The sequence below is a fragment of the Marinobacter sp. X15-166B genome, from assembly GCF_001752365.1.
In the GTDB taxonomy this organism is placed as follows: Bacteria; Pseudomonadota; Gammaproteobacteria; order Pseudomonadales; family Oleiphilaceae; genus Marinobacter.
In genome coordinates this window covers 2,708,541-2,730,506 of record NZ_MEIY01000001.1, presented here as the reverse complement: position 1 = coordinate 2,730,506, position 21,966 = coordinate 2,708,541, and the positions used below count along the sequence as shown (strand labels likewise).

Here is a 21,966-nt window from a genome sequence, read left to right as displayed (position 1 = left end):
TGTTAATGACGCTGTCCCGCCGGAGGGCTAGAATGGCCCGTTCAGCCTGATCTACCCGTGGAGATAAGCAGTGTCCGCCCGAGCCGAGCAAAAACTCCGAACCCGCCGTGCGCTGATGGACGCCGCCCTTGCCCAGCTCAGTGCCGAACGCGGCTTTGGCAGCCTGAGTCTGCGTGAGGTGGCCCGTGAAGCCGGCATCGCCCCGACGTCTTTTTACCGCCACTTCAGCGACTTGAATGAACTCGGCCTGGTGCTGGTGGATGAAGGCGGTGTGGCCCTGCGCCAGCTGATGCGGCAGGCCCGTAAACGCATCGCCCAGAACGGCAGCGCCATTACCACCTCCATTGACACTTTCATGGAATACCTGGACGACAACGCCAATCTGTTCCGGTTAATGTTGCGGGAACGCACCGGTGTCTCCAAGCCGTTCCGCACCGCCGTGCAGGCGGAAATCGACCATTTTGTGACCGAACTGGCGGACGACCTGCGCCGGGTCGCTCAGGAGGAAAACCGGCCGCTGCTGGACGCGCGCCTGGTCGCCGAGGCCATGGTAACCCTGGTCTTCAACCAGGGTGCTGACGCCCTGGATGCCAGCCCCAAAGAACGCAAGGTGCTCACCACCAAACTGAAGCTGGAACTGCGGATGATTCTGATCGGCGCACAAGTGCTGGCCCGGGTGGCGGCCAAGCAGTAGCTTGCTCACACTGCCTGTACCGCCTGCACCACGGTGCTCAGCTCGGCAATCCGCTGCGTCAGCGCCTCACGCCCATAAGGGACCACCGGCTGCTTGCCCCACACCGGTGCGGGCCACGCCGGATCGCTGTTGAAGCGGACGATGTGATGCACGTGCAGTTGCGGCACCACATTACCCAGCGCCGCCACGTTCAGCTTGTCACCGCCAAAATGAGCCATGAGCGCCCGGCCCAGCGCCGCCGACTCCCGCATCAGCTGCACCTGATCGGCGTCCGCCAGCTCATAACTTTCCCGGACGGCGGGGCGTCTTGGCACCAGAATGACCCACGGCCAGGTGGCATCGTTCATCAGCCGGATGTCGCACAGGGCACTGACCCCCAAGCCGACCGTATCGGCCTGCAGACGGTCATGCAACCGATAGCTCTGCGCCATTACCCGCCCCCCGGGTGAAACTGGTTGTGGCCGCGGCCAATGGCGTAATACACCAGTTTGTGGCGCGCCAGCATGTCGGGCTCGTACAGGTTACGGCCATCGAATACGACTTTTTCTTTCAGGGCCGCGGCCATGCCGGCAAAATCCGGTGAGCGAAACTCTTTCCATTCGGTGCAGATCACCAGCGCGTCAGCGCCTTTCAGGGCCTGTTCCTTGGTCCCGCACAGGATCAACCCCTCCTGATCACCGTACAGGCGCTGGGTTTCCTGCATGGCCTCCGGGTCGAACGCCTGCACGGTGGCGCCGGCTTTCCACAACTCCTCCATAAACACCCGGGACGGTGCTTCGCGCATGTCGTCGGTGTCGGGCTTGAAGGCCAGTCCCCACAAGGCGATAACCCTTCCGCCGAGATCACCGTTGAAGTAATGGTTGAGCTTGTCGACCAGCACGTACTTCTGCGCGGCATTGACCTGCTCCACCGCATTCAGCAACACCGCCTCGTAGTCACAACTGCGGGCAGTACGCGCCAGCGCCTGCACATCCTTGGGGAAACACGAGCCCCCATAACCGGCACCAGGGTAGATGAAGTGGTAGCCGATACGGGGATCCGACCCAATACCGCGGCGCACCTGTTCAACATCAGCACCCAACCGCTCCGCCAGATTGGCGATTTCGTTCATGAAACTGATTTTGGTCGCCAGCATCGCGTTGGCCGCATACTTGGTCAGCTCTGCGGAGCGGATATCCATGTAGATCATGCGGTCGTTGCTGCGATTGAACGGGTAGTAGACCTCCCGCAACAACTCCTGAGCCCGCTCACTGTCAGAGCCGATGATGATCCGGTCCGGCTTCATGAAGTCGTGGATGGCGGCGCCCTCTTTCAAAAATTCCGGGTTGGACACCACGTCAAACTCCAGTTCCAGATCGCGCTGCTCCAACTCCGCCCGGACTGCGGCCCTGACCCGATCCCCGGTGCCCACCGGCACCGTGGACTTATCCACGATCACCTTGTACTCGCTCATGCGCTGGCCGATGCTGCGGGCGACCGCGGTCACGTACTGCAGATCCGCCGAACCGTCTTCATCCGGTGGTGTGCCCACCGCAATGAACTGCAGAACCCCATGGGCCACCGCCGCGTCGGCATCCGTGGTGAACTGCAGGCGGCCGGCCTCAACGGTCTGCCGGACAATGGGCTCCAGTCCAGGCTCATAGATGGGGATCTGTCCGCTCAGCAGCCGGTCGATTTTTGCCTGATCCACATCCATGCACAAAACATCGTGACCCACATCCGCAAGACAGGCCCCCGTCACCAATCCCACGTAGCCTGTACCAAATATTGTGATTTTCATCCGTATATATACCCGTTATTTTGTGTCGGTCGTAAGCCCGGCTGTTCAGCTGCCCGCTTTCCGGTCCTGCCAGATCTTCTCCCAGGCCAACGCGGTGCGGACAATTGTGGCCAGATCATCAAAGTCCGGGGTCCAACCCAGGGTTTCGGTAATGCGGCGGTTGTCGGCCATCAGCGCCGCCGGATCTCCCGCACGACGTCCGGTTTCGGTGACCGGGAAATCCACCCCCGCCTGTTCCCTCACCACATCGATCACCTCACGCACGGTGAAGCCACGGCCGTACCCGCAATTCAACACCACGGATTCTCCCCCACGGGCCATGTAGTCAAGCGCCATCACATGAGCCTTGGCCAGATCCTCGACATGGATATAGTCCCGCACGCAGGTGCCATCGCGGGTATCGTAGTCGGTGCCGAACACACTCATGCCCTCGCGGACCCCCGCCACGCACTCACAGGCCACCTTGATCAGGTGGGTGGCCTCGGGGGTGGCCTGGCCCAGCACTCCTTCGGGGTTGGCACCGGCAACATTGAAATATCGCAGAATCACGTAGCCCAGGGACGAGGCAGCGGCCAAATCCATGATCATGCGCTCGCTCATCATTTTCGAGGCCCCGTAGGGGTTGATGGGCGCCAGCGGCAAATCTTCGGTGAGCACGGTTTCAGCCGGCATGCCGTACACGGCTGCGGTCGACGAAAACACCATGTGAGGCACCCGATGGCGCTCGATCGCCTTCAGCAGGTTCAAGGTATTGCGGGTGTTGTTGCTGTAATACTTGAGGGGGTTGCTGACCGACTCAGGCACCACAATGTTGGCGGCGAAGTGCAGGACCGCATCAAAGCGGTGGGTTTCGAACAGCGCTTCCAGCGCCTGCTCATCGGCCAGATCGCCAACCACGAGCTCGCCGCAGGTGACGGCCCAGCGGTACCCGGTGGACAGATTGTCAAACACCACCACTTCGTGACCGGCGCGGCCCAGTTGCCGCACCACATGACTGCCGATATAACCCGCCCCGCCGGTAACCAAAACTTTCATAATTCCGCCTTGTGTGTCCCTGATACTGACTGACGCAGGCGGCGCTTCTGTGCCCGCCGCGCCGCAAAAAAATCACTGATCAGCTGGCTGCAACGCTCGGCCAACACGCCGCCAGTGGTTTCCACCCGCCAGTTCAGGTGGGTCTCATCAAGCGTCCGGCGTGCGGATTCGACCGCCCCGGCCTTGGGCTCGGTTGCGCCATACACCAGCCTGGAGATCCGACTGTGCACAAGCGCACCCACACACATGGTGCAGGGTTCCAACGTAACGTATAAGGTCGCGCCGCTCAGGCGGTAGTTACCTTCTCGCCTGGCTGCGGCCCGGATTGCCTGAATTTCGGCATGGGCCGTGGGATCGCAGCTACTTATCGGCAAATTATAGCCGGACCCGAGTTCTTTGCCATCACGCACCACCACCGCACCCACAGGTACTTCGCCCGCGGCGGCCGCCTGCTCGGCCAGGGTGAGCGCGCGGCGCATCCATTCTGCATCGTCAACCAACATCGGTTGCTCTCCGGTTCAGCCGGCGCCGCATGGCCCCAGATTGATCTTCATTTGGTATTAAAACGAGCATTATGAAGCGCCGGCAGGGGGATGACCAGAGTTCTGTGCAGGGAGCCGTCTAGGCCTTGGACGCTTGCAGGGCTTTGTAGCGCTCGGCCAACTCGGCACGAATCGCCCGCCGTTCCTTGCCATTGGCAAATCGCCGGATTTCATCATCGGTGCGTGGGTCCAGCGGGGGCACCTTGACGGATTTACCATCCTCGTCAACCGCCACCATGGTAAAAAAGCAGCTGTTGGTATGCCGGACCAACTTTTCACGGATGTTTTCAGTGATCACTTTGATGCCCACTTCCATGGACGTGTTGCCGGTATAATTAACGCTGGCCAGAAAGGTGACCAGTTCACCGACGTGGACGGGTTGGAGAAAGGTAACCTGATCGACGGACAGAGTGACCACATAACTCCCGGCGTACCGGCTGGCGCAGGCATAGGCCACCTGATCAAGGTATTTGAGCAAGTCGCCACCGTGCACATTACCAGAAAAGTTGGCCATGTCCGGTGTCATCAAAACCGTCATGGTCAGTGTTTTAGATTCGAGTTCCATAATGCTCTCTTAAGAAGATTGCCAGCCCGTCAACGCGGTGCCCGATACCCTGAGCGGCGTCAACTGCCGGTCGAATTATACCGGCCTTTGTTATTGAATCTCTTAATCCCGGCTTCGCAGCGCCCACCTGGTGTATTAACCGCTACAGGTTCGCCCGTCGGTGCAGCCAGTCAGGCAATAAGCGGCACAAAACGAAAGCCCGGGAATGCGCGACGCTCAAGGTGGCCGTCCTCACGCTTAGCCACAACCACCAGATCGGTCTGGACGGGAATCACCATGATGCCGCCGGGGTTCAGCTGTTCAATCAGCCCGGAAGGAAGCTCTTTGGCGGCGGCGGATACCAGAATCTTGTCGAAGGTCTGGCCTGGGACGCCGAGAGCCCCGCCGGCAGCCTGCAGTTTGATGTTGGTGAACGGATATTTTTCGAGATTGCTGCGTGCCAGCGCCAGCAGTCCGGGAACACGCTCAACCCCGGTCACAAAACCCGAGCGGGCGGTTTGAGCCAGCAGCGCGGTGCTCCAGCCCGATCCACAGCCGATATCAAGAATACGGTCACTTTCTTCAAGCTCCAGCAGTTCCAGCATAAACGCCACGGTGTAAGGCTGGGAAATCGTTTGTCCGGAGCCGATGGCCAGCGGATAATCCTCATAAGCCTCATCCTGCAGGTCCGGGCTGACAAAGTCTTTGCGGTCAATCGTCTTGAAACTTTCGATCAGCCGCGCAGATTTGAGCACCCCGCGCTGCTGCAGATGACGACAGAGCTCGTAATGATTGATCATCTTTTTCTCCCGCTCCACGTCATTTCAGGATAGGCGGACTTCACTGAAATGTCCTTAGCGATGCAGGACCGGGTGATTTTTGCCGGGGCGGTCGCGCGCTGCGCGAAATCCACCAATGAAGGTTCAGCGGAAGGGCTGCTTGTCAAGCTGCACATTCCCGCCGGCCTCTTTATCGATATTAATCCAGGCCTGCCTGTTGTCGCTCCCGTTATCACGAAGCTTACCGTCGCACTGTGAAATAAACGTGCGGGTGAGATGGTTACCCTGAGGATGCGGACTCAGAGGCCACGCAACGGTCGCCGGGGCACCCGCTCTATTCAGTTTGGGGTCGGTCGGCTGATTGGTGCTGAAAATTGACCAGTTCATCAGGCGGTAGGGGTTCACTGAAGTAATAGCCCTGCGCCAGATCACACCCCAGCTCGTCCAGCAATGCCAACTGGGCCCGCTCCTCAACGCCTTCCGCCACCACCAGCAATCCCAGACTGTGCGCCATGGCAATGGTGGCGACGACCAGATCGCGATCCTCTTTGTTCAGGGTAATGCCGTTAATGAAACTTCGATCCACCTTCAACACATCGAATGCATACCGCCGCAGATAACTTAACGACGAATACCCGGTCCCGAAATCGTCCATCGCCAGCAGAACCCCCAGCTCATTGAGGTCTGCCAGCGCCTTGTCAATGTGTGCCTCGCCGTTCATCAACACGCCTTCGGTGATTTCAAGTTCCAGTCTCGCTGGCTCGATCTCTTGCTCGCGGAGGGTTTGTGCAATAAATTCGACCAGTTTTTTGTCCCGGAACTGTCGGGGGGACAGATTCACCGCCATGGTGTAGTGCCGTTGGTGCTGCGCTTGCCACTGACCCAGAAACGCAATTGCCTGTTTGATGACAAACTTGCCGACGGGACCAATCAACCCGGTATGTTCGGCGATGGGAATGAACTCGGCCGGCGACACCTGGCCCAGAATCGGATTACGCCAGCGCAGCAAGGCTTCCGCGCCTACCATGCGTTCCGTGCGGACGTCGAATTTAGGCTGGTAAGACACTGAAAACTCGTTACGTTCCAGCGCACCGTGCAGCTGCGCTTCGATTTCCAGACGGCGTAAAATGCGGTCGTTCATTTCTTTGGTAAAAAAAGAATAGGCGTTACGCCCCAGGGCCTTGGCCTGATACATGGCGGTGTCCGCATTGCGCAACAGGTTGGAGGCGGATGCACCGTTGTCGGGGTAAATCGCGATGCCAATACTCAGGGTCAGGACCAGCTCCCGGCCATCAAACCGGAAAGGCTCCCGAAATAACCCGAGCAAACCTTCGGCAATGTCCACCAGATCGTTGATGTCCTTCAGGGCCCGCAGCAGAACAATGAACTCGTCCCCGCCCAGACGGCCCACCGTATCCGATTTGCGCACCGCCCGTTTCAACCGCCGGGCGGCTTCAACCAGCAGTTTGTCGCCGACCTCATGGCCCAGAGAGTCGTTGACCTTCTTGAAATCGTCGATGTCCAGAAACAGGACCGCGGCTTGCTCCCCGTCCCGCTCCATTTCCTTGAGCATTTGCGACAACCGGTCCAGAGACAGGAAACGGTTGGGCAAGGAGGTCAGCGCGTCAAAATACGCCTGCTGGCGAATCATTTTGGCAGCTTTTTGTTTTTCGGTGATATCGCGCACGATGACCATAAACTGTGCCTGCGTCGGCAGGTAACTCACCCGCGCTTCGAAGTACGCCAGGTCTGCAGGCAGGTTCAGCTCATACTCGAAACTGGAATGCCCGCTCTGTTCCATGGCTCGCGCCATTTGGGTCTGAAACTTGCGCGCGATCTTGTTGGGCAGAAACTCCATGGCCCGCTGACCAATCAAGTTCTCGGGTGCAACGTAAAGGTTGGTATGATCGCCGGCGTGGTAGTCGATGACCACCCCGTCTGCATTCATCAAGAAAAACAAATCGGGGGTCGCTTCAAAGACGGCCCTGAGCATGTGCTCCTTCAATACCGTTTCGGCCTGGGCCCGGCGCACTTCAGCCAAATCGATATCGATGCAATACATTTCCCGCTGATTGTTGTCGTCGACAAACATGACATGATTGGAAAAGACGTTGACGTCTTCGCCCGCCTTGTTGCGCAATACCAGTTCGGACGCGGGAATCGCCACCCCTTGCTCCAGCCAGTCCCGATGGCCCGCGATCACCGCGCCGCGCATGTCTGCGGGAATGATCAGATCTTCCAGCTTGCGACCCAGGGCTTCTGCTGCGGTGTAGCCATAGATCACTTCACTCCCTCTGTTCCAATAAACAACCCGACGCTGTTCGTCGTACCCCTGAACGGAGATCGCATCCACCGCATCAAATAACTGATGTACGGACTCACGTGTAGCTGTTTTTCGGATTTCCATATCGTCAGCTTGACTGCCTCGTATATAGCCAATAAAAAAGCCCACCATACGTGGGCTTGAGAATGCATTCAATCCAACAATCGCCCGTCACGGCCGGGCGCTGGATCATTCCCACTCAATGGTGGCGGGCGGTTTGGATGACACATCGTACGTCACCCGCGACACCCCGGATATCTCGTTGATAATCCGGTTGGATACGGTTTCCAGCAACTCATAGGGCAGGTGCGCCCAGCGAGCGGTCATAAAATCGATGGTTTCTACCGCACGCAACGCGATCACCCATTCGTAGCGGCGGGCGTCGCCCACCACCCCGACCGACTTGACCGGCAAAAACACCGCAAACGCCTGACTGGTTTTGTGGTAGAGGTCCGCACGGTGAAGTTCTTCCAGGAAAATCGCGTCCGCACGACGCAGAATATCCGCGTATTCTTTTTTGACCTCTCCGAGGATACGGACGCCAAGCCCCGGGCCTGGGAATGGATGGCGGTACACCATGTCATAGGGCAAGCCCAGCTCCAGACCGATCTTGCGCACTTCGTCCTTGAAGAGCTCCCGCAGCGGCTCCACCAGCTTGAGTTTCATGGTCTCAGGCAGCCCCCCCACGTTGTGGTGGGATTTGATGACCTGGGCTTTACCGGTTTTACCCGCCGCCGATTCAATCACATCGGGGTAGATGGTGCCTTGCGCCAGCCAGTTCACATCGGTGATCCGGTGGGCTTCTTCATCAAACACTTCTATAAAGGTGTTGCCGATGATCTTGCGCTTCTGCTCCGGGTCACTGACGCCTTGCAATCGCTCGAGGAACAAGTCCTGGGAGTCTGCGCGAATGACCTTCACGCCCATGTTACGGGCGAACATATCCATCACCTGTTCGCCTTCGTGCAACCGCAGCAGACCGTTATCCACAAACACACAGGTCAGCTGATCCCCAATGGCCCGGTGCAGCAGGGCCGCCGTAACCGAAGAATCCACCCCACCGGAGAGCCCCAGCAGCACCTTGTCGGTGCCGACCTGCGCCTGGATCTGACGGACCGCGTCATCAACGATTTTCGCGGGCGTCCACAGGGCTTCACAGCCGCAGATGTTCACCACAAAGTGCTCCAGAATCCGCGTACCCTGCAGCGTGTGGGTCACTTCCGGGTGGAACTGGACACCGTAAAGGTTACGGGACAGGTCCTGCATCGCGGCGATGGGCGCGCTCTCGGTGGACGCCAGCAACTCAAACCCGGCCGGCATGGTGACTACTTTGTCGCCGTGGCTCATCCACACATCCAGCAACGCGTCGCCGGTCGCCGTCAGGTGGTCTTTGATGTCGTTCAGCAAGGGGCTCTCGGCGCGCACTTTGACCTGGGCGTAGCCGAACTCGCGTTTTTCTGAATTGGCCACCTTGCCGCCCAACTGCTCGGCCATGGTTTGCATGCCGTAGCAAATTCCCAGGACGGGCACCTTGCCATCCAGCACGCTTTGAGGCGCGCGGGGTCCGCCCAGCTCAGTGACGGACTCCGGGCCACCGGCCAGAATGATGCCTTTGGCGCCAAACTCGTTCAGCTCGTCGTCGGTAATATCGAACGCCCTGATTTCGCAATACACGCCGATTTCACGAACGCGGCGAGCGATCAGCTGGGTGTACTGTGATCCAAAGTCGAGAATCAGGATGCGGTGGTCGTGAATGTTCTGGGCCATGAGTTCCTCAAATCAGGGTAATCGGCTGGCATCAGCCGATACGGTAGTTTGGCGCTTCTTTAGTGATGGTCACGTCGTGGACATGACTCTCCCGCATACCTGCGTTGGTGATGCGCACAAACTGGGGCTTGGTGCGCATCTGCTCCATATCCTCACAGCCGGTGTACCCCATGGACGCACGCAGCCCGCCCATCAGCTGATGAACAATATTGCGCATGGGTCCCTTGCAGGCAACGCGGCCTTCAATGCCTTCGGGCACCAGTTTTTCAACACCTTCGCTGGCGTCCTGGAAATAGCGGTCACTGGATCCCTGTCCCTGCCCCATGGCACCCAACGAGCCCATGCCCCGGTACGCTTTGTAACTGCGCCCCTGGAACAGTTCGATTTCGCCGGGTGCTTCGTCCGTTCCCGCTAACAGGCTGCCAACCATCACGCTGTAGGCACCCGCCGCAATGGCTTTGGATATATCGCCGGAGAAACGCACCCCACCGTCGGCAATCACCGGCACGCCGCGCTCCTTCAGCGCGGCGGCCACGTTGGACACTGCGGTGATTTGCGGCACACCGATTCCGGCAACGATCCGGGTGGTGCAAATCGAGCCCGGGCCAATGCCCACTTTGACGCCGTCAGCGCCGGCATCCGCCAGGGCAATGGCGGCGTCGGCGGTTGCAATATTGCCACCAATGACCTGCACATGGGGGTAAGTTTCCTTCACCCAGCGGACCCGCTCGATCACCCCGCTGGAATGTCCGTGGGCGGTATCCACCACGATGACATCAACCTCGGCCTGGACCAGCGCCTTGACCCGTGCCTCAGTGTCGGCGCCGGTACCCACGGCCGCGCCCACACGCAAACGGCCGTGTTCATCCTTGCAGGCCATGGGATAATCTTTCGCCTTCTGGATGTCCTTGACCGTAATCAGACCCCGCAGTTCGAACTCGTCGTTGACCACCAGAATCTTTTCGATGCGGTGTTTGTGCAATAGCTCTTTGACCAGCGTCAGATCAGCGCCTTCCTTGACCGTCACCAGCTTTTCCTTGGGCGTCATGATCTCGGACACCAGCGTATCCATGCGGCTCTCGAAACGGATATCGCGTCCGGTCACAATGCCGACCAGCTCACGACCTTCCACCACCGGCATGCCTGAGAAGTTATTCGCCAGGGTGATATCAACCAGTTCGCGCACTGTGGTGTCGGGGGTTACCGTGATCGGGTCCTTGACCACGCCACTTTCGAACTTCTTGACCTTGCGCACTTCGGCCGCCTGCTGTTCAACGGTCATATTTTTGTGCATCATGCCGATACCGCCTTCCTGCGCCATGGCAATGGCCAGGTCAGCGTCGGTCACCGTGTCCATCGCGGCCGAGACCAGGGGAATATTCAAAGCGATCCCTTTGGTCAATTGTGTTTTGAGGCTGACATTTTTGGGCAGAATTTCAGAATATCCAGGCACAAGCAGGACATCGTCAAATGTGAGGGCTTCTTCGGCAATACGCAGCATTGGGACCCGCCTTTTGAACATGCTAAGTTGCGGGTTTGACGATGACGCCAAACCCTTAATCGGCCTATTATAAGTAGGTGACAGCTTACAGTAAACCGCACACTGCCAAGGGGTCGATCGCATGTTTCTGAAATCTCGCTGAATGTGCCTTTCGGCATCTTCGGCATTCCCTTATAAAATAGACCCGCATCTGACCGACAATCCCGTCACCGCGACCCAAATTAAATGCAGGATTCTATGGATCACCCGCACATTCCCGCGCAAATTCGTGCGCTGACCGTCAGCGAACTCAACCACCAGGTACGTCATCTGCTCGAAACCAGCTTCATGCAGGTCTGGGTGGAAGGCGAGCTGTCCAGTTTTTCACGGCCCTCCTCCGGCCACTGGTACTTCACTCTGAAAGACCGCAAGTGTCAGGTTCGTTGCGCCATGTTCCGCGGGTTCAACCAGCGGGTCCGCAGCATCCCGCGGGAAGGGGACCTGGTGCGCATCCGGGGCAAAGTCAGCCTGTACGAAAACCGGGGCGACTTCCAGATGATCGCCGAACAGATTGAGCCCGCGGGCCTGGGGGCCTTACAGCAGGCCTTCGAGGCTCTCAAGCGCAAGCTGCACGGCGAGGGTCTGTTTGCTGTGGAGCGCAAACGGGCACTACCCTACCCACCCCGGCACATTGGCATTGTGACCTCGCCCACCGGCGCGGCCATCCACGACATACTGACCGTGCTGGCGCGCCGCTGCCCCAGCATCCCGGTCACTCTCTACCCCACCGCGGTACAGGGCAAGGCGGCCACAGCCGACATCATCGCCGCCATCGAGCGGGCGCAGCAACACGGCAAGGCGGATGTACTGATTGTTGGCCGGGGGGGCGGCTCCGTCGAAGACCTGTGGTGTTTCAACGAAGAGTCGCTGGCCCGGGCGCTGGCCGCCTGCACCATCCCCACGGTCAGCGCCGTCGGTCACGAAGTCGACGTCAGCATCGCCGATTTTGTTGCGGATTTGCGCGCGCCGACCCCGTCGGCCGCCGCCGAGAGCATTTCGCCCGACCAGCAGGACTGGCTGCGGGCCTTGCGCGATTATGAACAGCGCCTCGTGCACGCCACCGGCCGGGCGCTGCGACTGTTCGAAACCCGCCTGAACCATCTGAGCACGCGACTGCGGGACCCGCGCCGGGAATTGCAGATCAAGGCTCAGCGCCTGGACGAGCTGGAGCTGCGCCTGGATAACAGCATGACCCAGGCGGTGCGGCAATTACGCAATCGCGTGGAGCAGCTGCAGGACCGGCTGCGCGGTCAGTCGCCCCGTCGCCAGCTTGGCCAACACCAGCAGGAACTGGCCCGCCTGCAACAACGCCTGGACCATACGATCCATACCCTGATGGCACAACGCCGGCGCCAACTCGAACACCTGGTGCAGACGCTGCATGTGGTCAGCCCCCTGGCCACCCTCGGTCGCGGCTACGCCATTGTCCAGGACGAGCACCAGCGGATCATCCGGCACGCCAGTGATGTGCAGCCCGGCGACCCAATCCGCGCCCGTGTCGCCGAAGGGGTCATCGAAGCGACCGTTACCTCCAACGCTTTGCTGTAGACCGGCACGACCGGCATGCCGGCGTCCGACGGTGACGCACTTAGCCAATGGTCTAGTAGCCGCCGACCTCAATCTGCTGAAAAGTTGGAGCCAGCGACGCTCCAGACAATAACGACAACAACACCACGCAGATAATAAGGGGACGCCATGGATTACCGTGCCACGTGGGACCTCTCCATCAACGCTCCGGAACAATTCTGGGGCGAGCAAGCGCAACACATCCACTGGCTGACCCCGCCGAAAACCATTTTCAGGGCCGTTGACGCCGCCCATGGCGAATGGTTTTCCGATGGCACCCTCAACTCGTCTGACCTGGCGCTTGACGCCAATATCCGTGCCGGACGGGGAGCCCAGCATGCGCTGATCTACGACTCGCCGGTGACCAACACTGTCCGCTATTACACTTACACAGAACTGAAAGAAGAAGTGGCGCGATTTGCCGGCGCCCTGCGGGCCGAAGGCGTCCAGAAAGGTGACCGGGTGGTCATTTACATGCCCATGATCCCGCAGGCGGTCATTGCCATGCTGGCCTGTGCCCGCCTGGGCGCGGTGCACTCCACGGTGTTTGGCGGCTTTGCCGCCGGTGAACTGGCGGCGCGTATTGACGATGCAGCACCGAAAGCCGTGGTGACCGCCTCCTGCGGCATTGAAGTCAGCAAGATCATTGCCTACAAACCGCTCGTTGACGAAGCGCTCCGGCAGGCCCGCCATCAACCGGACTGCTGCATTGTGTTTCAGCGCCCGGAAGCGACCGCCACCCTGGTGGCTGGCAGAGACAAGGACTGGGGCGAAGTGATGGCCGCCGCGCACCCCGCCGACCCGGTACCGGTGGCGGCCACCGATCCGCTGTATATTCTGTACACCTCCGGCACCACCGGAAAACCCAAAGGGGTGGTGCGGGACAATGGTGGACACGCGGTGGCACTGCGCTACAGCATGTCGCTGGTTTACGATGCCCGCCCCGGTGACGTGTTCTGGGCCGCTTCCGACGTGGGTTGGGTGGTTGGCCACAGCTATATTGTTTACGGCCCCCTATTTGCGGGTTGCACCAGCGTACTCTATGAGGGCAAGCCCGTTAAAACCCCCGATGCCGGGGCCTTCTGGCGCGTGTGCCAGGACCACAAGGTCAACCTGCTGTTTGCCGCGCCAACCGCCTTCCGGGCGATACGCAAGGAAGACCCGGAAGCGGATCAGCTGCACCGTTACCAGATTCCGGCCCTGAAACGCATCTTCCTTGCCGGAGAACGTCTGGATCCAGCCACCTATGACTGGCTTCGGGAGTGCACCCACCTGCCAGTGCTTGACCACTGGTGGCAGACCGAAACCGGCTGGGCCATCTGTTGCAACCCCATCGGCATCGAGATGATGACGGTCAAGCCCGGTTCCGCCAGCCTGCCCTCCCCTGGTTACAACGTTCAGGTCGTGGATGCCGCCGGTCGCCAGGCGGGCGCGGGCGAACAGGGTCGGATTGCCATCAAACTGCCCCTGCCACCGGGCTGCCTGACCACGGTGTGGGGGGACGATGGCCGTTACCGGAGCACCTACCTGGATCCGATACCCGGCTATTACGACTCCGGGGACAGCGGTTACATCGATGAAGACGGATATGTGTTTGTCATGGGGCGCACGGACGATGCCATCAACGTGGCAGGGCACCGACTGTCTACCGGCCAGATGGAAGAGGTCATTGCTTCCCACCCGGCGGTGGCCGAATGCTGCGTGGTGGGCACGCATGACGGCCTGAAAGGGCAATTGCCACTCGGATTGGTACTGGTCAAGGACAGCGCCACCATCGCCCCCGACGAACTGGAAGAAGAACTGATCGATATGGTGCGGGAAAAAATCGGCGCACTCGCCTGTTTTCAGCGGGCGATCGTGGTTGAACGGCTGCCCAAGACCCGATCCGGAAAAATCCTGCGCCGTATTATCCGGCAGATGGCTGACGGTGAGCCCTGGTCCGCCCCCAGCACCATTGATGACCCGGCGATTCTGGAAGAAATCAACCAGCGCCTGTCCGGTGGCGAAACATAAACAACCCAACTTTGACGCCCCCAAAACTGGGTCTATACTGAATTTGCGGTGTAAGAACAGTGGTATTTCGTGAAAGTGCTCGACGCTCTATGGCTAGTAGCTGCTCGCTGACCCTTCTCCGGTACTCTCTGAACTTATTATCAGCAATAGTTATTCCGTCAGGAATAACAGCACGCCCGTGCGGGCACAATCCAGGAACTACAGGAAAGATCAATGTCTGACATCAAAACCGGCCACGTGAAGTGGTTCAATGAATCCAAAGGTTTCGGCTTTATCGCTCAGGATGGTGGCAGTGACGTATTTGTACACTACAGCGCCATAAACGCCGGAGGCTTCCGCACACTGACTGAAGGCCAACAGGTACAGTTCACCGTGACCCAAGGCCCGAAAGGCCCCCAAGCGGAGAATGTAACCCCTGTTTGAGGCGCGTGCCTCTCGCCGTTGTCCCTCACGGGCATCGAAAAAGCCGGCAAGCTTGCCGGCTTTTTCTTTGGCGTAACTCAGGCGCTTAATTCTGCGGGCCGGGCCGCCGCCGGCGCCGGTCGATCCGTACCCACGTGACGGGCAACCGCGGACAACAGCGCCTGAATCGTGGCGGAGGTAGTGTCTTCCGCCAGGGCCGCCCCACTGTAATGGGCGCCTTCGATGCTCACCCGGATACAGGCCAGTGCATTGGCTCGGGTCCCTTCACCCAAGGCAAACTCATCATAGGCCTCTACTGCCACCACCACCCCAAATTCGGCTTTCAGGGCTTCCACAACGGCCTCGACCGCCCCCAGGCCCTGACCTTCAAGCTGCATGGGATGATCCGGCCGGCCAAAGCTTACGTGGGCACGCACCCCGGCTTCGTCCCGGTGCAGATCGTAGGACGCCAATGCCCAGGCGGGGGCCACACTGAGGTATTTCTCTTCAAACAGGCGGTGTATGGTCAGCGAGTCGATTTCACCGCCGTTGGTTTCAGCCTCTTGCTGCACCACCTTACTGAACTCGATCTGCAACCAGCGCGGCAGACTGATGTCGTAATCCCGCTCCAGCACGTAAGCAACGCCGCCTTTGCCTGACTGGCTGTTGATACGCACAACTTCGTCGTAACGACGCCCCACATCCGAGGGATCTATCGGCAAATACGCCACCTGCCAGAGATCATCGGCCGAACGCCGGGCCAGGCACTTGCGGATGGCATCCTGGTGGCTGCCCGAAAACGCGGTAAACACCAGATCACCGGCATAGGGGTGACGGGGATGGGTGGAGATCTCGGTGCAGGCCTCCACGGTTTCCACGATTTCGGCCATCCCGGACAGGTCCAGGCACGGGTCGATTCCCTGGGAATAGAGGTTCATAGCCATGGTCACCAGGTCCATGTTTCCGGTGCGCTCACCATTGCCCATCAACGTACCTTCCACCCGGTCGGCACCGGCCATCACCGCCAACTCAGCGGCTGCAACCCCGCAGCCCCGGTCGTTGTGGGTGTGCACACTGATACTGAAGTGGTCCCGATGGCGCACGTGGTCGCAGACCCATTCAACCTGATCGGCGAACACGTTGGGGGTGGACATTTCGACGGTCGCAGGCAAGTTGATGATCACCGCCTGCCCCTGATCCGGTCGCCACACCGCGTTGACGCTGTCAATGACCTCAACCGCAAAGTCCAGCTCGGTCCCGGTAAAACTTTCGGGCGAGTATTGAAAGGTCCACTGGGTTTCGGGGGTGCGATCGGCATGCTCTTTCACCCAGCGCGCGCCGTTCACGGCAATCTCGCGGATGCCGTCCCGGTCCAGCTCAAAGACCTGCTCCCGTTGCACGGTGGAGGTCGAGTTGTAGACGTGCACAATCGCTTGTTTGGCACCCTTCAGCGCTTCGAAGGTGCGGGCAATCAGTTCGGGACGTGCCTGGGTCAGCACCTGAATGCTCACGTCGTTGGGAATGCGGTCTTCTTCGATCAATTTGCGACAAAAATCGAAATCGGGCTGACTGGCCGCCGGAAATCCGATTTCAATTTCCTTGAACCCCAGCTTTACCAACAAATCAAATAACCGCTGCTTCTGACTCACACCCATGGGCTTAACCAGCGCCTGATTGCCGTCCCGGAGATCAACCGCACACCATTGCGGCGCCTGCTCGATCACCCGGTCCGGCCAGCGACGGTCGGTTTTGCGCACTGGTTTGAAGGCAACGTATTTACGATGGGTAAAGCTCATGTTGAAACCACCTTTCAATGTGAATAGTCAGACAGTGGGGACAGCATACTGCACCCGACCGGGATAATGATTGCGTTTTAGCGCTCTAAAAAAACTATTATCAGCTACATTATTGCCAATACATGCACCATGGAGACCAATCATGCCTGCAAGCGACAAAAAGCTGGTAAAACTGGACAGAATGGACCGAAAAATCCTCGAGCAACTGCAGTTGCGGGGCGACCTGACCAACCAGCAACTCGCCGACACCGTGGGCTTATCGCCCTCACCGTGCCTGCGCCGGGTACGTGCCCTGGAGGAGGCCGGGATCATCCGTCACCGGGTCACCGTGCTGGACCCCAAAAAGCTCGGGCTGTCCCTGACCGCGATCATTCTGATTGGTATGGACCGGCACACACCGGAACGGTTCGCCGCGTTTGAAGCTGCGGTGGCCAGTCACCCGGAAGTGCAGGAGTGCTACCTGATCACCGGCCACGAAGCGGACTACATGCTCAAGGTGGTGGTCCCCGACATGGACCACTACCATCACTTTCTGCTCAATCACCTCACCCGCATCAAGGGTGTCAGCGGGGTGCACTCGAGTTTTGTTCTGCGACGGGTGCTGGACAGCACGGCCCTGCCCCTGAGTTACCTGGAACAGCCGGCCCCCTAGCCCCCGGCCCTCCGGTGTCGGGCCGCTCACCCATGAATCTGTACCTTGACCGGCAGGCTCCGTACAATAACCCCCACATCACCATGAGGACAACAACCGCCCCGACCAAACCGCGCAGGTTTGACGGTCTCCAGAGTTGTCAATTCTCCTTCAACAGCTTACGGAAGATACAATGCGAGCAAGCCGTTATCTGATTGCCACCCAGAAAGAAAGTCCGGCCGATGCCGAGATCATCAGTCACCAGCTCATGCTCCGCGCGGGCATGATCCGCAGACTGGCATCAGGATTATATACCTGGCTCCCCATGGGGCTGCGGGTATTGCGCAAAGTGGAAAAAATCGTGCGCACCGAAATGGATAAAAGCGGGGCTCAGGAACTGTTGATGCCCGCCGTGCAGCCGGCCGAACTCTGGCAAGAATCCGGACGCTGGGAGGAATACGGGGGCGAACTTTTGCGGATGAACGATCGCCACGGCCGTGAATTCTGCTTTGGCCCGACCCACGAGGAAGTGATCACCGACATCGTCCGCAATGAGCTGAAAAGCTATAAAGAGCTGCCCGCCAACTTTTACCAGATTCAGACCAAATTCCGCGACGAGCGCCGCCCCCGGTTCGGGGTCATGCGCGCGCGGGAGTTCCTGATGAAGGACGCCTATTCCTTCCATCTGAACGCGGACTCCCTGGATGAGACCTATCAGCTGATGCACCACACCTACTGTGCCATATTCGACCGGCTGGGCCTCAATTACCGTGCGGTACAAGCAGATTCCGGTTCGATCGGCGGCAGCGCCTCGCACGAATTCCACGTACTCGCCTCCTCCGGTGAAGACGACATCGCGTTCAGCACCCGGGGTGATTACGCCGCCAACATCGAGAAAGCCGAAGCGGTGGCCCCCGCCGGCGAGCGTCCGGCTCCGGCCGAGCCACTGACCGAAGTCGCCACCCCGGACCAGCGCACCATCGAAGCGGTCTCGCAATTCCTCGGTATCGACGCCACCCGTACGGTGAAAACCCTGCTGGTGAAAGCCGAACTGCCGGAGGAAGCCGAAGCCGATGCCGATGCCGGGGTGGTGGCCCTGATTCTGCGCGGAGACCACACCCTTAACGAAATCAAGGCCGCCAACCTGCCCGGCGTTGCCGACCCACTGACCATGGCGACCGACGAAGAAATCGAGCAAGCCACCGGTTGCAATCCGGGCTCGATCGGTCCGGTGGGTCTGAACATCCCGGTCATTGTTGACCGCAGCGCGGCCCATCTGGCGGACTTTGTCTGTGGTGCCAACAAGGAAGGCATGCACCTCACGGGCGTAAACTGGGAGCGCGACGCCCCGCTGTCCCGGGTGGAGGACCTGCGCAATGTGATCGAAGGCGACCCCAGTCCGGACGGCAAGGGCACTCTCGAAATCCGCCGCGGTATCGAAGTCGGCCATATTTTCAAGCTGGGCAACAAATACAGCAAGGCCCTGAACGCCACCGTACTGGATGAACACGGCAAAGCCACAATTGTGGAAATGGGTTGTTACGGGGTTGGGGTGTCGCGGATTGTCGCCGCGGCCATTGAACAGAACCACGATGACAAGGGCATCATCTGGCCGGAGGCCATTGCGCCGTTCGAGATTGCCCTCATCACGCTGAATGCCCATAAGTCCGAAGCGGTCATGGAGGGAGCAGAGAAACTCTATGACCAGTTGCGTCAGGCGGGCTTTGATGTACTGCTGGATGACCGTAAAGAACGTCCGGGCGTGAAGTTTGCCGACATGGAACTGATCGGCATTCCCCATCGCATTGTGATTTCGGAACGCGGGCTGAAAGCCGGGACCCTGGAGTACAAGGGTCGTCGTGATGACGAGAGTCAGGACATCGCTGTGGCTGATATCCTGCCGTTCTTGCTGGCCGCCTCCCCCCGTCGCGGGCTGTAACTGCCATATCCGGCTGGTGACGGCGGTCGCCAGCCGATTTGCCCCTTATTCACGGCCCTCCCGACCCTGCGGGTAAACCCTGGGCTCTATATCCAGCGCGACCCCGAAGCGGGCCCACACAGCGCTGCGGATCTGGTCCGCCAGCGCCAGTATGTCCCTGCCCGTTCCCCGGGCATGGTTCACCAGCACCAAAGCTTGCCGGTTGTGCACCCCAACGCGCTCGTTACGAAACCCTTTCCAGCCACACTGATCGATCATCCACGCGGCGGCGAGCTTTACTTTATGGGTACCGGGGTAACCCACTATACCCGGAAACTCCGAGCGCAGGCGCTGCCAGGTGGGCATGGACACTTCGGGGTTTTTAAAGAAGCTGCCCGCATTGGGCAGCTGCGGCGGATCCGGCAACTTGCGGCGGCGGATCGCCATCACGCCCTGGGCCACCGTGAGGGGGGTCAGCGCCCCTTCGGGTTGGGCAAAGTAGTTGCGCAACTCGCCGTATCCCAGCGAAAAGGGTTTGCTGCGGCACAGGCGCAGACTGACCTCAAGAATGATGTACCGATCCGGCCGGTGTTTGAACAGGCTGTCGCGATAACTGAACCGGCAGTCCGGGTTAGTGAGCTCAACCAGCTCCCCCGTTTCACAATCCAGTGCCAGCAGACTTTCCAGGGTGTCGCCAAGCTCCACTCCGTAAGCGCCGATATTCTGCACCGGGGCCGCCCCCACCGTGCCGGGTATCAGGGCCAGATTCTCGATGCCGCGGTAATTGGCAGCCGCCGCATAGAGAACCGCGTCGTGCCAGTTCTCGCCGGCCCCCAGTATCAGAGTGGCCCGGTCGCCTTCGACATCGCGCCAGTACTTGCCCATCTTGGCAATGTGGATGACCAGGGTATTCACCTGATCCACCAGCACCAGATTGCTGCCTCCCCCCAGAATCAGCGGGTCGAGGTTGCGTTCCTTGGCCCACAACAGCGCCGCCATCAATTCTGACACCTTGCGGACAGACACAAAGTAGCGCGCCCTCACGTCAAACTGAAAGGTGTTGAAGGCCCGCAGGCATACGTTTTCCCGGATACTTAATGGTTTAGCCACAAGCTCCTGTCACCTCAAGTTTCTGCCGGACCGCCTGCAACAGCCCCAGACCGGCATCCTCGATCAGGTCGAGCACATGCTCAAAGCCTTCCTCTCCACCGTAGTAGGGGTCGGGTACTTCCTCAAGGGCCTGCCGGGGTGCGTAATTCAGGAACAACTCCGGCTCGGTGCCACCGGCGCTCGACCAGGCGCCGTGCAGTATGTCCAGATTACTCCGATCCATGGCCAATACAAAATCAAACTCGGTCAGATCTTCCGCCCGGAATTGCCGGGCCTGCAGGTGCTCCAGGGCCACACCCCGTTTTGCCGCGGCGGCGATGGTGCGTTCGTCCGGTGATTTGCCGGTGTGCCAGTCTGCGGTGCCACAGGAATCGACTTTGACCGCATCGGCCAGCCCCGCGTTTTCGAGCATCTGCTGAAACACGCCTTCGGCGGTTGGCGAACGGCAGATATTGCCAAGACAAACAAACAACACTTTGATTGCATGATTCACAACACAACTCCCACCGTTAACAAATCATTAATCAGATGCAGCCAGCAACGCCCGCAGCCGTTGCAGATCTTCTTCCGTATCGACCCCCGCGGGGGGGGCGACGCAGGCCTCGTCCACATGGATGCGGGCACCATGGTGCAGCGCTCGCAGTTGCTCCAGCGACTCCGTCACCTCACTGGGCGCCGGGGGCCAGGTCACGAAACTACGCAGCAGACTGACCCGGTAACCATAGATGCCAATATGCCGGTAATAATGGCAACTGGCCGGCAGGTCCCGGGGCGGTTGCTGGCCCGCCCAGTCATTGCGGGCCCAGGGAATCGGGGCGCGACTGAAATAGTGGGCAAACCCGTTGATGTCGGTGACCACCTTCACCACATTGGGGTTGGTCACCGCACCGATATCGGTAATCCGCTCACTCAGGGTGGCAATGGCTGCCTGCGGATGGGCCAGCAGGTTATGGCCCACCTGATTGATCAGAGCCGCGGGTATCAGCGGCTCATCGCCTTGCACATTCACCAGGCAGGCGTCCCCGGGGAAACCGAGTTGGCGGGCCACTTCTTCCAGCCGGTCGGTGCCACTGGCGTGGTCGGCCGAGGTCATCAGCGCTTCGGCGCCGAATCCCTCGCACACCTGCACAATGCGCTGGTCATCGGTGGCAATCACCACCCGTTCGGCATCACTTTCCATGGCCCGCTCAAACACATGCTGGATCATGGGTTTGCCCGCAATATCGGCCAGTGGTTTACCGGGCAGCCGGGTGGACGCAAAGCGCGCGGGGATAACAACGGTGAACGACATGGTTTGCTCCTTCACAGGCGGTCAGCCGGATGCACGAACATACTTAATGTTTATCCAAGCGCTCGTCGGTGGTCAGCGTGCGGGCTTCCACCGCCAGCATCACCGGAATACCGTCACGCACCGGGAACGCCATGGCATCGGTGTAGCAGATCAGTTCCTGTTTGTCCGCATCCAGCTTCAGATCCCCCTTGCACACCGGACACGCCAGCATCGCCAGCAATTTTTTATCCATGAT

At 59.7% G+C, this 21,966-nt stretch carries 21 protein-coding genes; 7 read left to right on the top strand and 14 right to left on the bottom strand.

The annotated features are described in order from the left end of the window. Nucleotides 1–70 precede the first annotated feature (70 nt). Complete coding sequence (fabR, locus tag BG841_RS12805; RefSeq protein WP_070058013.1) at nucleotides 71–694, top strand: HTH-type transcriptional repressor FabR; 624 nt, start codon at nucleotides 71–73, stop codon at nucleotides 692–694. Between the two features lie 5 nt (nucleotides 695–699). On the opposite strand, the gene BG841_RS12800 is transcribed toward fabR, so the two are convergent. The 6 genes from BG841_RS12800 to BG841_RS12775 form a co-directional block, all read right to left on the bottom strand. Continuing rightward, nucleotides 700–1,125, bottom strand: a complete 426-nt coding sequence (locus tag BG841_RS12800; protein ID WP_070058012.1) for an HIT domain-containing protein — start codon at nucleotides 1,123–1,125, stop codon at nucleotides 700–702. Beyond that, nucleotides 1,125–2,474, bottom strand: coding sequence for a UDP-glucose dehydrogenase family protein (locus BG841_RS12795; RefSeq protein ID WP_070058011.1), 1,350 nt, complete (start codon nucleotides 2,472–2,474; stop codon nucleotides 1,125–1,127). The genes BG841_RS12800 and BG841_RS12795 overlap by 1 nt, the downstream gene beginning before the upstream one ends. 45 nt (nucleotides 2,475–2,519) lie before the next feature. Further along, nucleotides 2,520–3,509: a UDP-glucose 4-epimerase GalE gene (gene galE / locus BG841_RS12790; protein ID WP_070058010.1), complete on the bottom strand. Its 990-nt coding sequence runs from the start codon at nucleotides 3,507–3,509 to the stop codon at nucleotides 2,520–2,522. Beyond that, nucleotides 3,506–4,012 (bottom strand): tRNA adenosine(34) deaminase TadA, encoded by a 507-nt coding sequence (tadA, locus tag BG841_RS12785; RefSeq protein WP_070058009.1) that lies wholly within the window; start codon nucleotides 4,010–4,012, stop codon nucleotides 3,506–3,508. The genes galE and tadA overlap by 4 nt, the downstream gene beginning before the upstream one ends. Before the next feature lie 118 nt (nucleotides 4,013–4,130). Beyond that, the gene (locus BG841_RS12780) at nucleotides 4,131–4,616 is read right to left on the bottom strand and encodes an acyl-CoA thioesterase (protein WP_070058008.1); all 486 of its coding nucleotides are present in this window, start codon (nucleotides 4,614–4,616) and stop codon (nucleotides 4,131–4,133) included. Between the two features lie 170 nt (nucleotides 4,617–4,786). Then, the gene (locus BG841_RS12775) at nucleotides 4,787–5,395 is read right to left on the bottom strand and encodes a protein-L-isoaspartate(D-aspartate) O-methyltransferase (protein ID WP_070058007.1); all 609 of its coding nucleotides are present in this window, start codon (nucleotides 5,393–5,395) and stop codon (nucleotides 4,787–4,789) included. A gap of 48 nt (nucleotides 5,396–5,443) precedes the next feature. On the opposite strand from BG841_RS12775, the gene BG841_RS16890 reads away from it, so the two are divergent. After that, nucleotides 5,444–5,632 (top strand): hypothetical protein, encoded by a 189-nt coding sequence (locus tag BG841_RS16890; protein WP_141737094.1) that lies wholly within the window; start codon nucleotides 5,444–5,446, stop codon nucleotides 5,630–5,632. 76 nt (nucleotides 5,633–5,708) lie between these two features. Here the strand turns inward: BG841_RS16890 and BG841_RS12770 are convergent, their stop codons facing one another. From BG841_RS12770 to guaB, 3 genes are all read right to left on the bottom strand, one after another. Next, nucleotides 5,709–7,781, bottom strand: a complete 2,073-nt coding sequence (locus BG841_RS12770; protein ID WP_070058824.1) for a putative bifunctional diguanylate cyclase/phosphodiesterase — start codon at nucleotides 7,779–7,781, stop codon at nucleotides 5,709–5,711. 105 nt (nucleotides 7,782–7,886) lie between these two features. After that, nucleotides 7,887–9,464: a glutamine-hydrolyzing GMP synthase gene (gene guaA / locus BG841_RS12765; protein ID WP_070058006.1), complete on the bottom strand. Its 1,578-nt coding sequence runs from the start codon at nucleotides 9,462–9,464 to the stop codon at nucleotides 7,887–7,889. 31 nt (nucleotides 9,465–9,495) lie between these two features. Beyond that, entirely contained in the window at nucleotides 9,496–10,965 is a 1,470-nt protein-coding gene (guaB, locus tag BG841_RS12760) for an IMP dehydrogenase (protein ID WP_070058005.1), read from the bottom strand. 237 nt (nucleotides 10,966–11,202) lie between these two features. Here guaB and xseA point away from each other — a divergent pair, with 237 nt between their 5' ends. The 3 genes from xseA to BG841_RS12745 all read left to right on the top strand — a co-directional run bounded on the left by xseA (nucleotide 11,203) and on the right by BG841_RS12745 (nucleotide 15,006). Continuing rightward, nucleotides 11,203–12,552, top strand: coding sequence for an exodeoxyribonuclease VII large subunit (gene xseA / locus BG841_RS12755; RefSeq protein WP_070058004.1), 1,350 nt, complete (start codon nucleotides 11,203–11,205; stop codon nucleotides 12,550–12,552). A gap of 147 nt (nucleotides 12,553–12,699) precedes the next feature. After that, nucleotides 12,700–14,583, top strand: a complete 1,884-nt coding sequence (locus BG841_RS12750; RefSeq protein WP_070058003.1) for a propionyl-CoA synthetase — start codon at nucleotides 12,700–12,702, stop codon at nucleotides 14,581–14,583. A 222-nt stretch (nucleotides 14,584–14,805) separates the two neighbouring features. Then, nucleotides 14,806–15,006, top strand: coding sequence for a cold-shock protein (locus BG841_RS12745; protein ID WP_070058823.1), 201 nt, complete (start codon nucleotides 14,806–14,808; stop codon nucleotides 15,004–15,006). Nucleotides 15,007–15,083: 77 nt separating this feature from the next. Here BG841_RS12745 and leuA read toward each other — a convergent pair whose 3' ends face one another. Then, nucleotides 15,084–16,781, bottom strand: a complete 1,698-nt coding sequence (gene leuA, locus BG841_RS12740; protein ID WP_070058002.1) for a 2-isopropylmalate synthase — start codon at nucleotides 16,779–16,781, stop codon at nucleotides 15,084–15,086. 142 nt (nucleotides 16,782–16,923) lie between these two features. Here leuA and BG841_RS12735 point away from each other — a divergent pair, with 142 nt between their 5' ends. Together BG841_RS12735 and BG841_RS12730 are read left to right on the top strand one after the other, a co-directional pair. Next, nucleotides 16,924–17,433, top strand: coding sequence for an Lrp/AsnC family transcriptional regulator (locus BG841_RS12735; protein ID WP_070058001.1), 510 nt, complete (start codon nucleotides 16,924–16,926; stop codon nucleotides 17,431–17,433). Between the two features lie 172 nt (nucleotides 17,434–17,605). After that, entirely contained in the window at nucleotides 17,606–19,351 is a 1,746-nt protein-coding gene (locus BG841_RS12730) for a proline--tRNA ligase (protein WP_070058000.1), read from the top strand. A 45-nt stretch (nucleotides 19,352–19,396) separates the two neighbouring features. Here the strand turns inward: BG841_RS12730 and murB are convergent, their stop codons facing one another. Genes murB through BG841_RS12710 form a run of 4 tightly spaced genes read right to left on the bottom strand, consistent with a single transcriptional unit; the run spans nucleotide 19,397 to nucleotide 21,963 of the window. Continuing rightward, nucleotides 19,397–20,440, bottom strand: a complete 1,044-nt coding sequence (murB, locus tag BG841_RS12725; RefSeq protein ID WP_070057999.1) for a UDP-N-acetylmuramate dehydrogenase — start codon at nucleotides 20,438–20,440, stop codon at nucleotides 19,397–19,399. Then, nucleotides 20,433–20,933, bottom strand: coding sequence for a low molecular weight protein-tyrosine-phosphatase (locus tag BG841_RS12720; RefSeq protein ID WP_070057998.1), 501 nt, complete (start codon nucleotides 20,931–20,933; stop codon nucleotides 20,433–20,435). The genes murB and BG841_RS12720 overlap by 8 nt, the downstream gene beginning before the upstream one ends. Before the next feature lie 27 nt (nucleotides 20,934–20,960). Next, entirely contained in the window at nucleotides 20,961–21,731 is a 771-nt protein-coding gene (gene kdsB, locus BG841_RS12715; RefSeq protein WP_070057997.1) for a 3-deoxy-manno-octulosonate cytidylyltransferase, read from the bottom strand. A gap of 43 nt (nucleotides 21,732–21,774) precedes the next feature. Further along, a complete protein-coding gene (locus BG841_RS12710) occupies nucleotides 21,775–21,963 on the bottom strand; it encodes a Trm112 family protein (RefSeq protein ID WP_070057996.1) in 189 nt (62 codons plus the stop codon). Between the last annotated feature and the right edge of the window lie 3 nt (nucleotides 21,964–21,966).

What these genes read in the sequence shown, in the direction of transcription:
- galE (WP_070058010.1), bottom strand. Translation starts at nt 3,509, where the DNA reads ATGAAAGTTTTGGTTACCGGCGGGGCGGGTTATATCGGCAGTCATGTG.
- kdsB (WP_070057997.1), bottom strand. Translation starts at nt 21,731, where the DNA reads ATGTCGTTCACCGTTGTTATCCCCGCGCGCTTTGCGTCCACCCGGCTG.
- guaA (WP_070058006.1), bottom strand. Translation starts at nt 9,464, where the DNA reads ATGGCCCAGAACATTCACGACCACCGCATCCTGATTCTCGACTTTGGA.
- BG841_RS12780 (WP_070058008.1), bottom strand. Translation starts at nt 4,616, where the DNA reads ATGGAACTCGAATCTAAAACACTGACCATGACGGTTTTGATGACACCG.
- BG841_RS12710 (WP_070057996.1), bottom strand. Translation starts at nt 21,963, where the DNA reads ATGGATAAAAAATTGCTGGCGATGCTGGCGTGTCCGGTGTGCAAGGGG.
- xseA (WP_070058004.1), top strand. Translation starts at nt 11,203, where the DNA reads ATGGATCACCCGCACATTCCCGCGCAAATTCGTGCGCTGACCGTCAGC.
- BG841_RS16890 (WP_141737094.1), top strand. Translation starts at nt 5,444, where the DNA reads ATGTCCTTAGCGATGCAGGACCGGGTGATTTTTGCCGGGGCGGTCGCG.
- BG841_RS12800 (WP_070058012.1), bottom strand. Translation starts at nt 1,125, where the DNA reads ATGGCGCAGAGCTATCGGTTGCATGACCGTCTGCAGGCCGATACGGTC.
- BG841_RS12770 (WP_070058824.1), bottom strand. Translation starts at nt 7,781, where the DNA reads ATGGAAATCCGAAAAACAGCTACACGTGAGTCCGTACATCAGTTATTT.
- BG841_RS12795 (WP_070058011.1), bottom strand. Translation starts at nt 2,474, where the DNA reads ATGAAAATCACAATATTTGGTACAGGCTACGTGGGATTGGTGACGGGG.
- tadA (WP_070058009.1), bottom strand. Translation starts at nt 4,012, where the DNA reads ATGTTGGTTGACGATGCAGAATGGATGCGCCGCGCGCTCACCCTGGCC.
- guaB (WP_070058005.1), bottom strand. Translation starts at nt 10,965, where the DNA reads ATGCTGCGTATTGCCGAAGAAGCCCTCACATTTGACGATGTCCTGCTT.
- BG841_RS12750 (WP_070058003.1), top strand. Translation starts at nt 12,700, where the DNA reads ATGGATTACCGTGCCACGTGGGACCTCTCCATCAACGCTCCGGAACAA.
- leuA (WP_070058002.1), bottom strand. Translation starts at nt 16,781, where the DNA reads ATGAGCTTTACCCATCGTAAATACGTTGCCTTCAAACCAGTGCGCAAA.
- BG841_RS12775 (WP_070058007.1), bottom strand. Translation starts at nt 5,395, where the DNA reads ATGATCAATCATTACGAGCTCTGTCGTCATCTGCAGCAGCGCGGGGTG.
- BG841_RS12735 (WP_070058001.1), top strand. Translation starts at nt 16,924, where the DNA reads ATGCCTGCAAGCGACAAAAAGCTGGTAAAACTGGACAGAATGGACCGA.
- BG841_RS12730 (WP_070058000.1), top strand. Translation starts at nt 17,606, where the DNA reads ATGCGAGCAAGCCGTTATCTGATTGCCACCCAGAAAGAAAGTCCGGCC.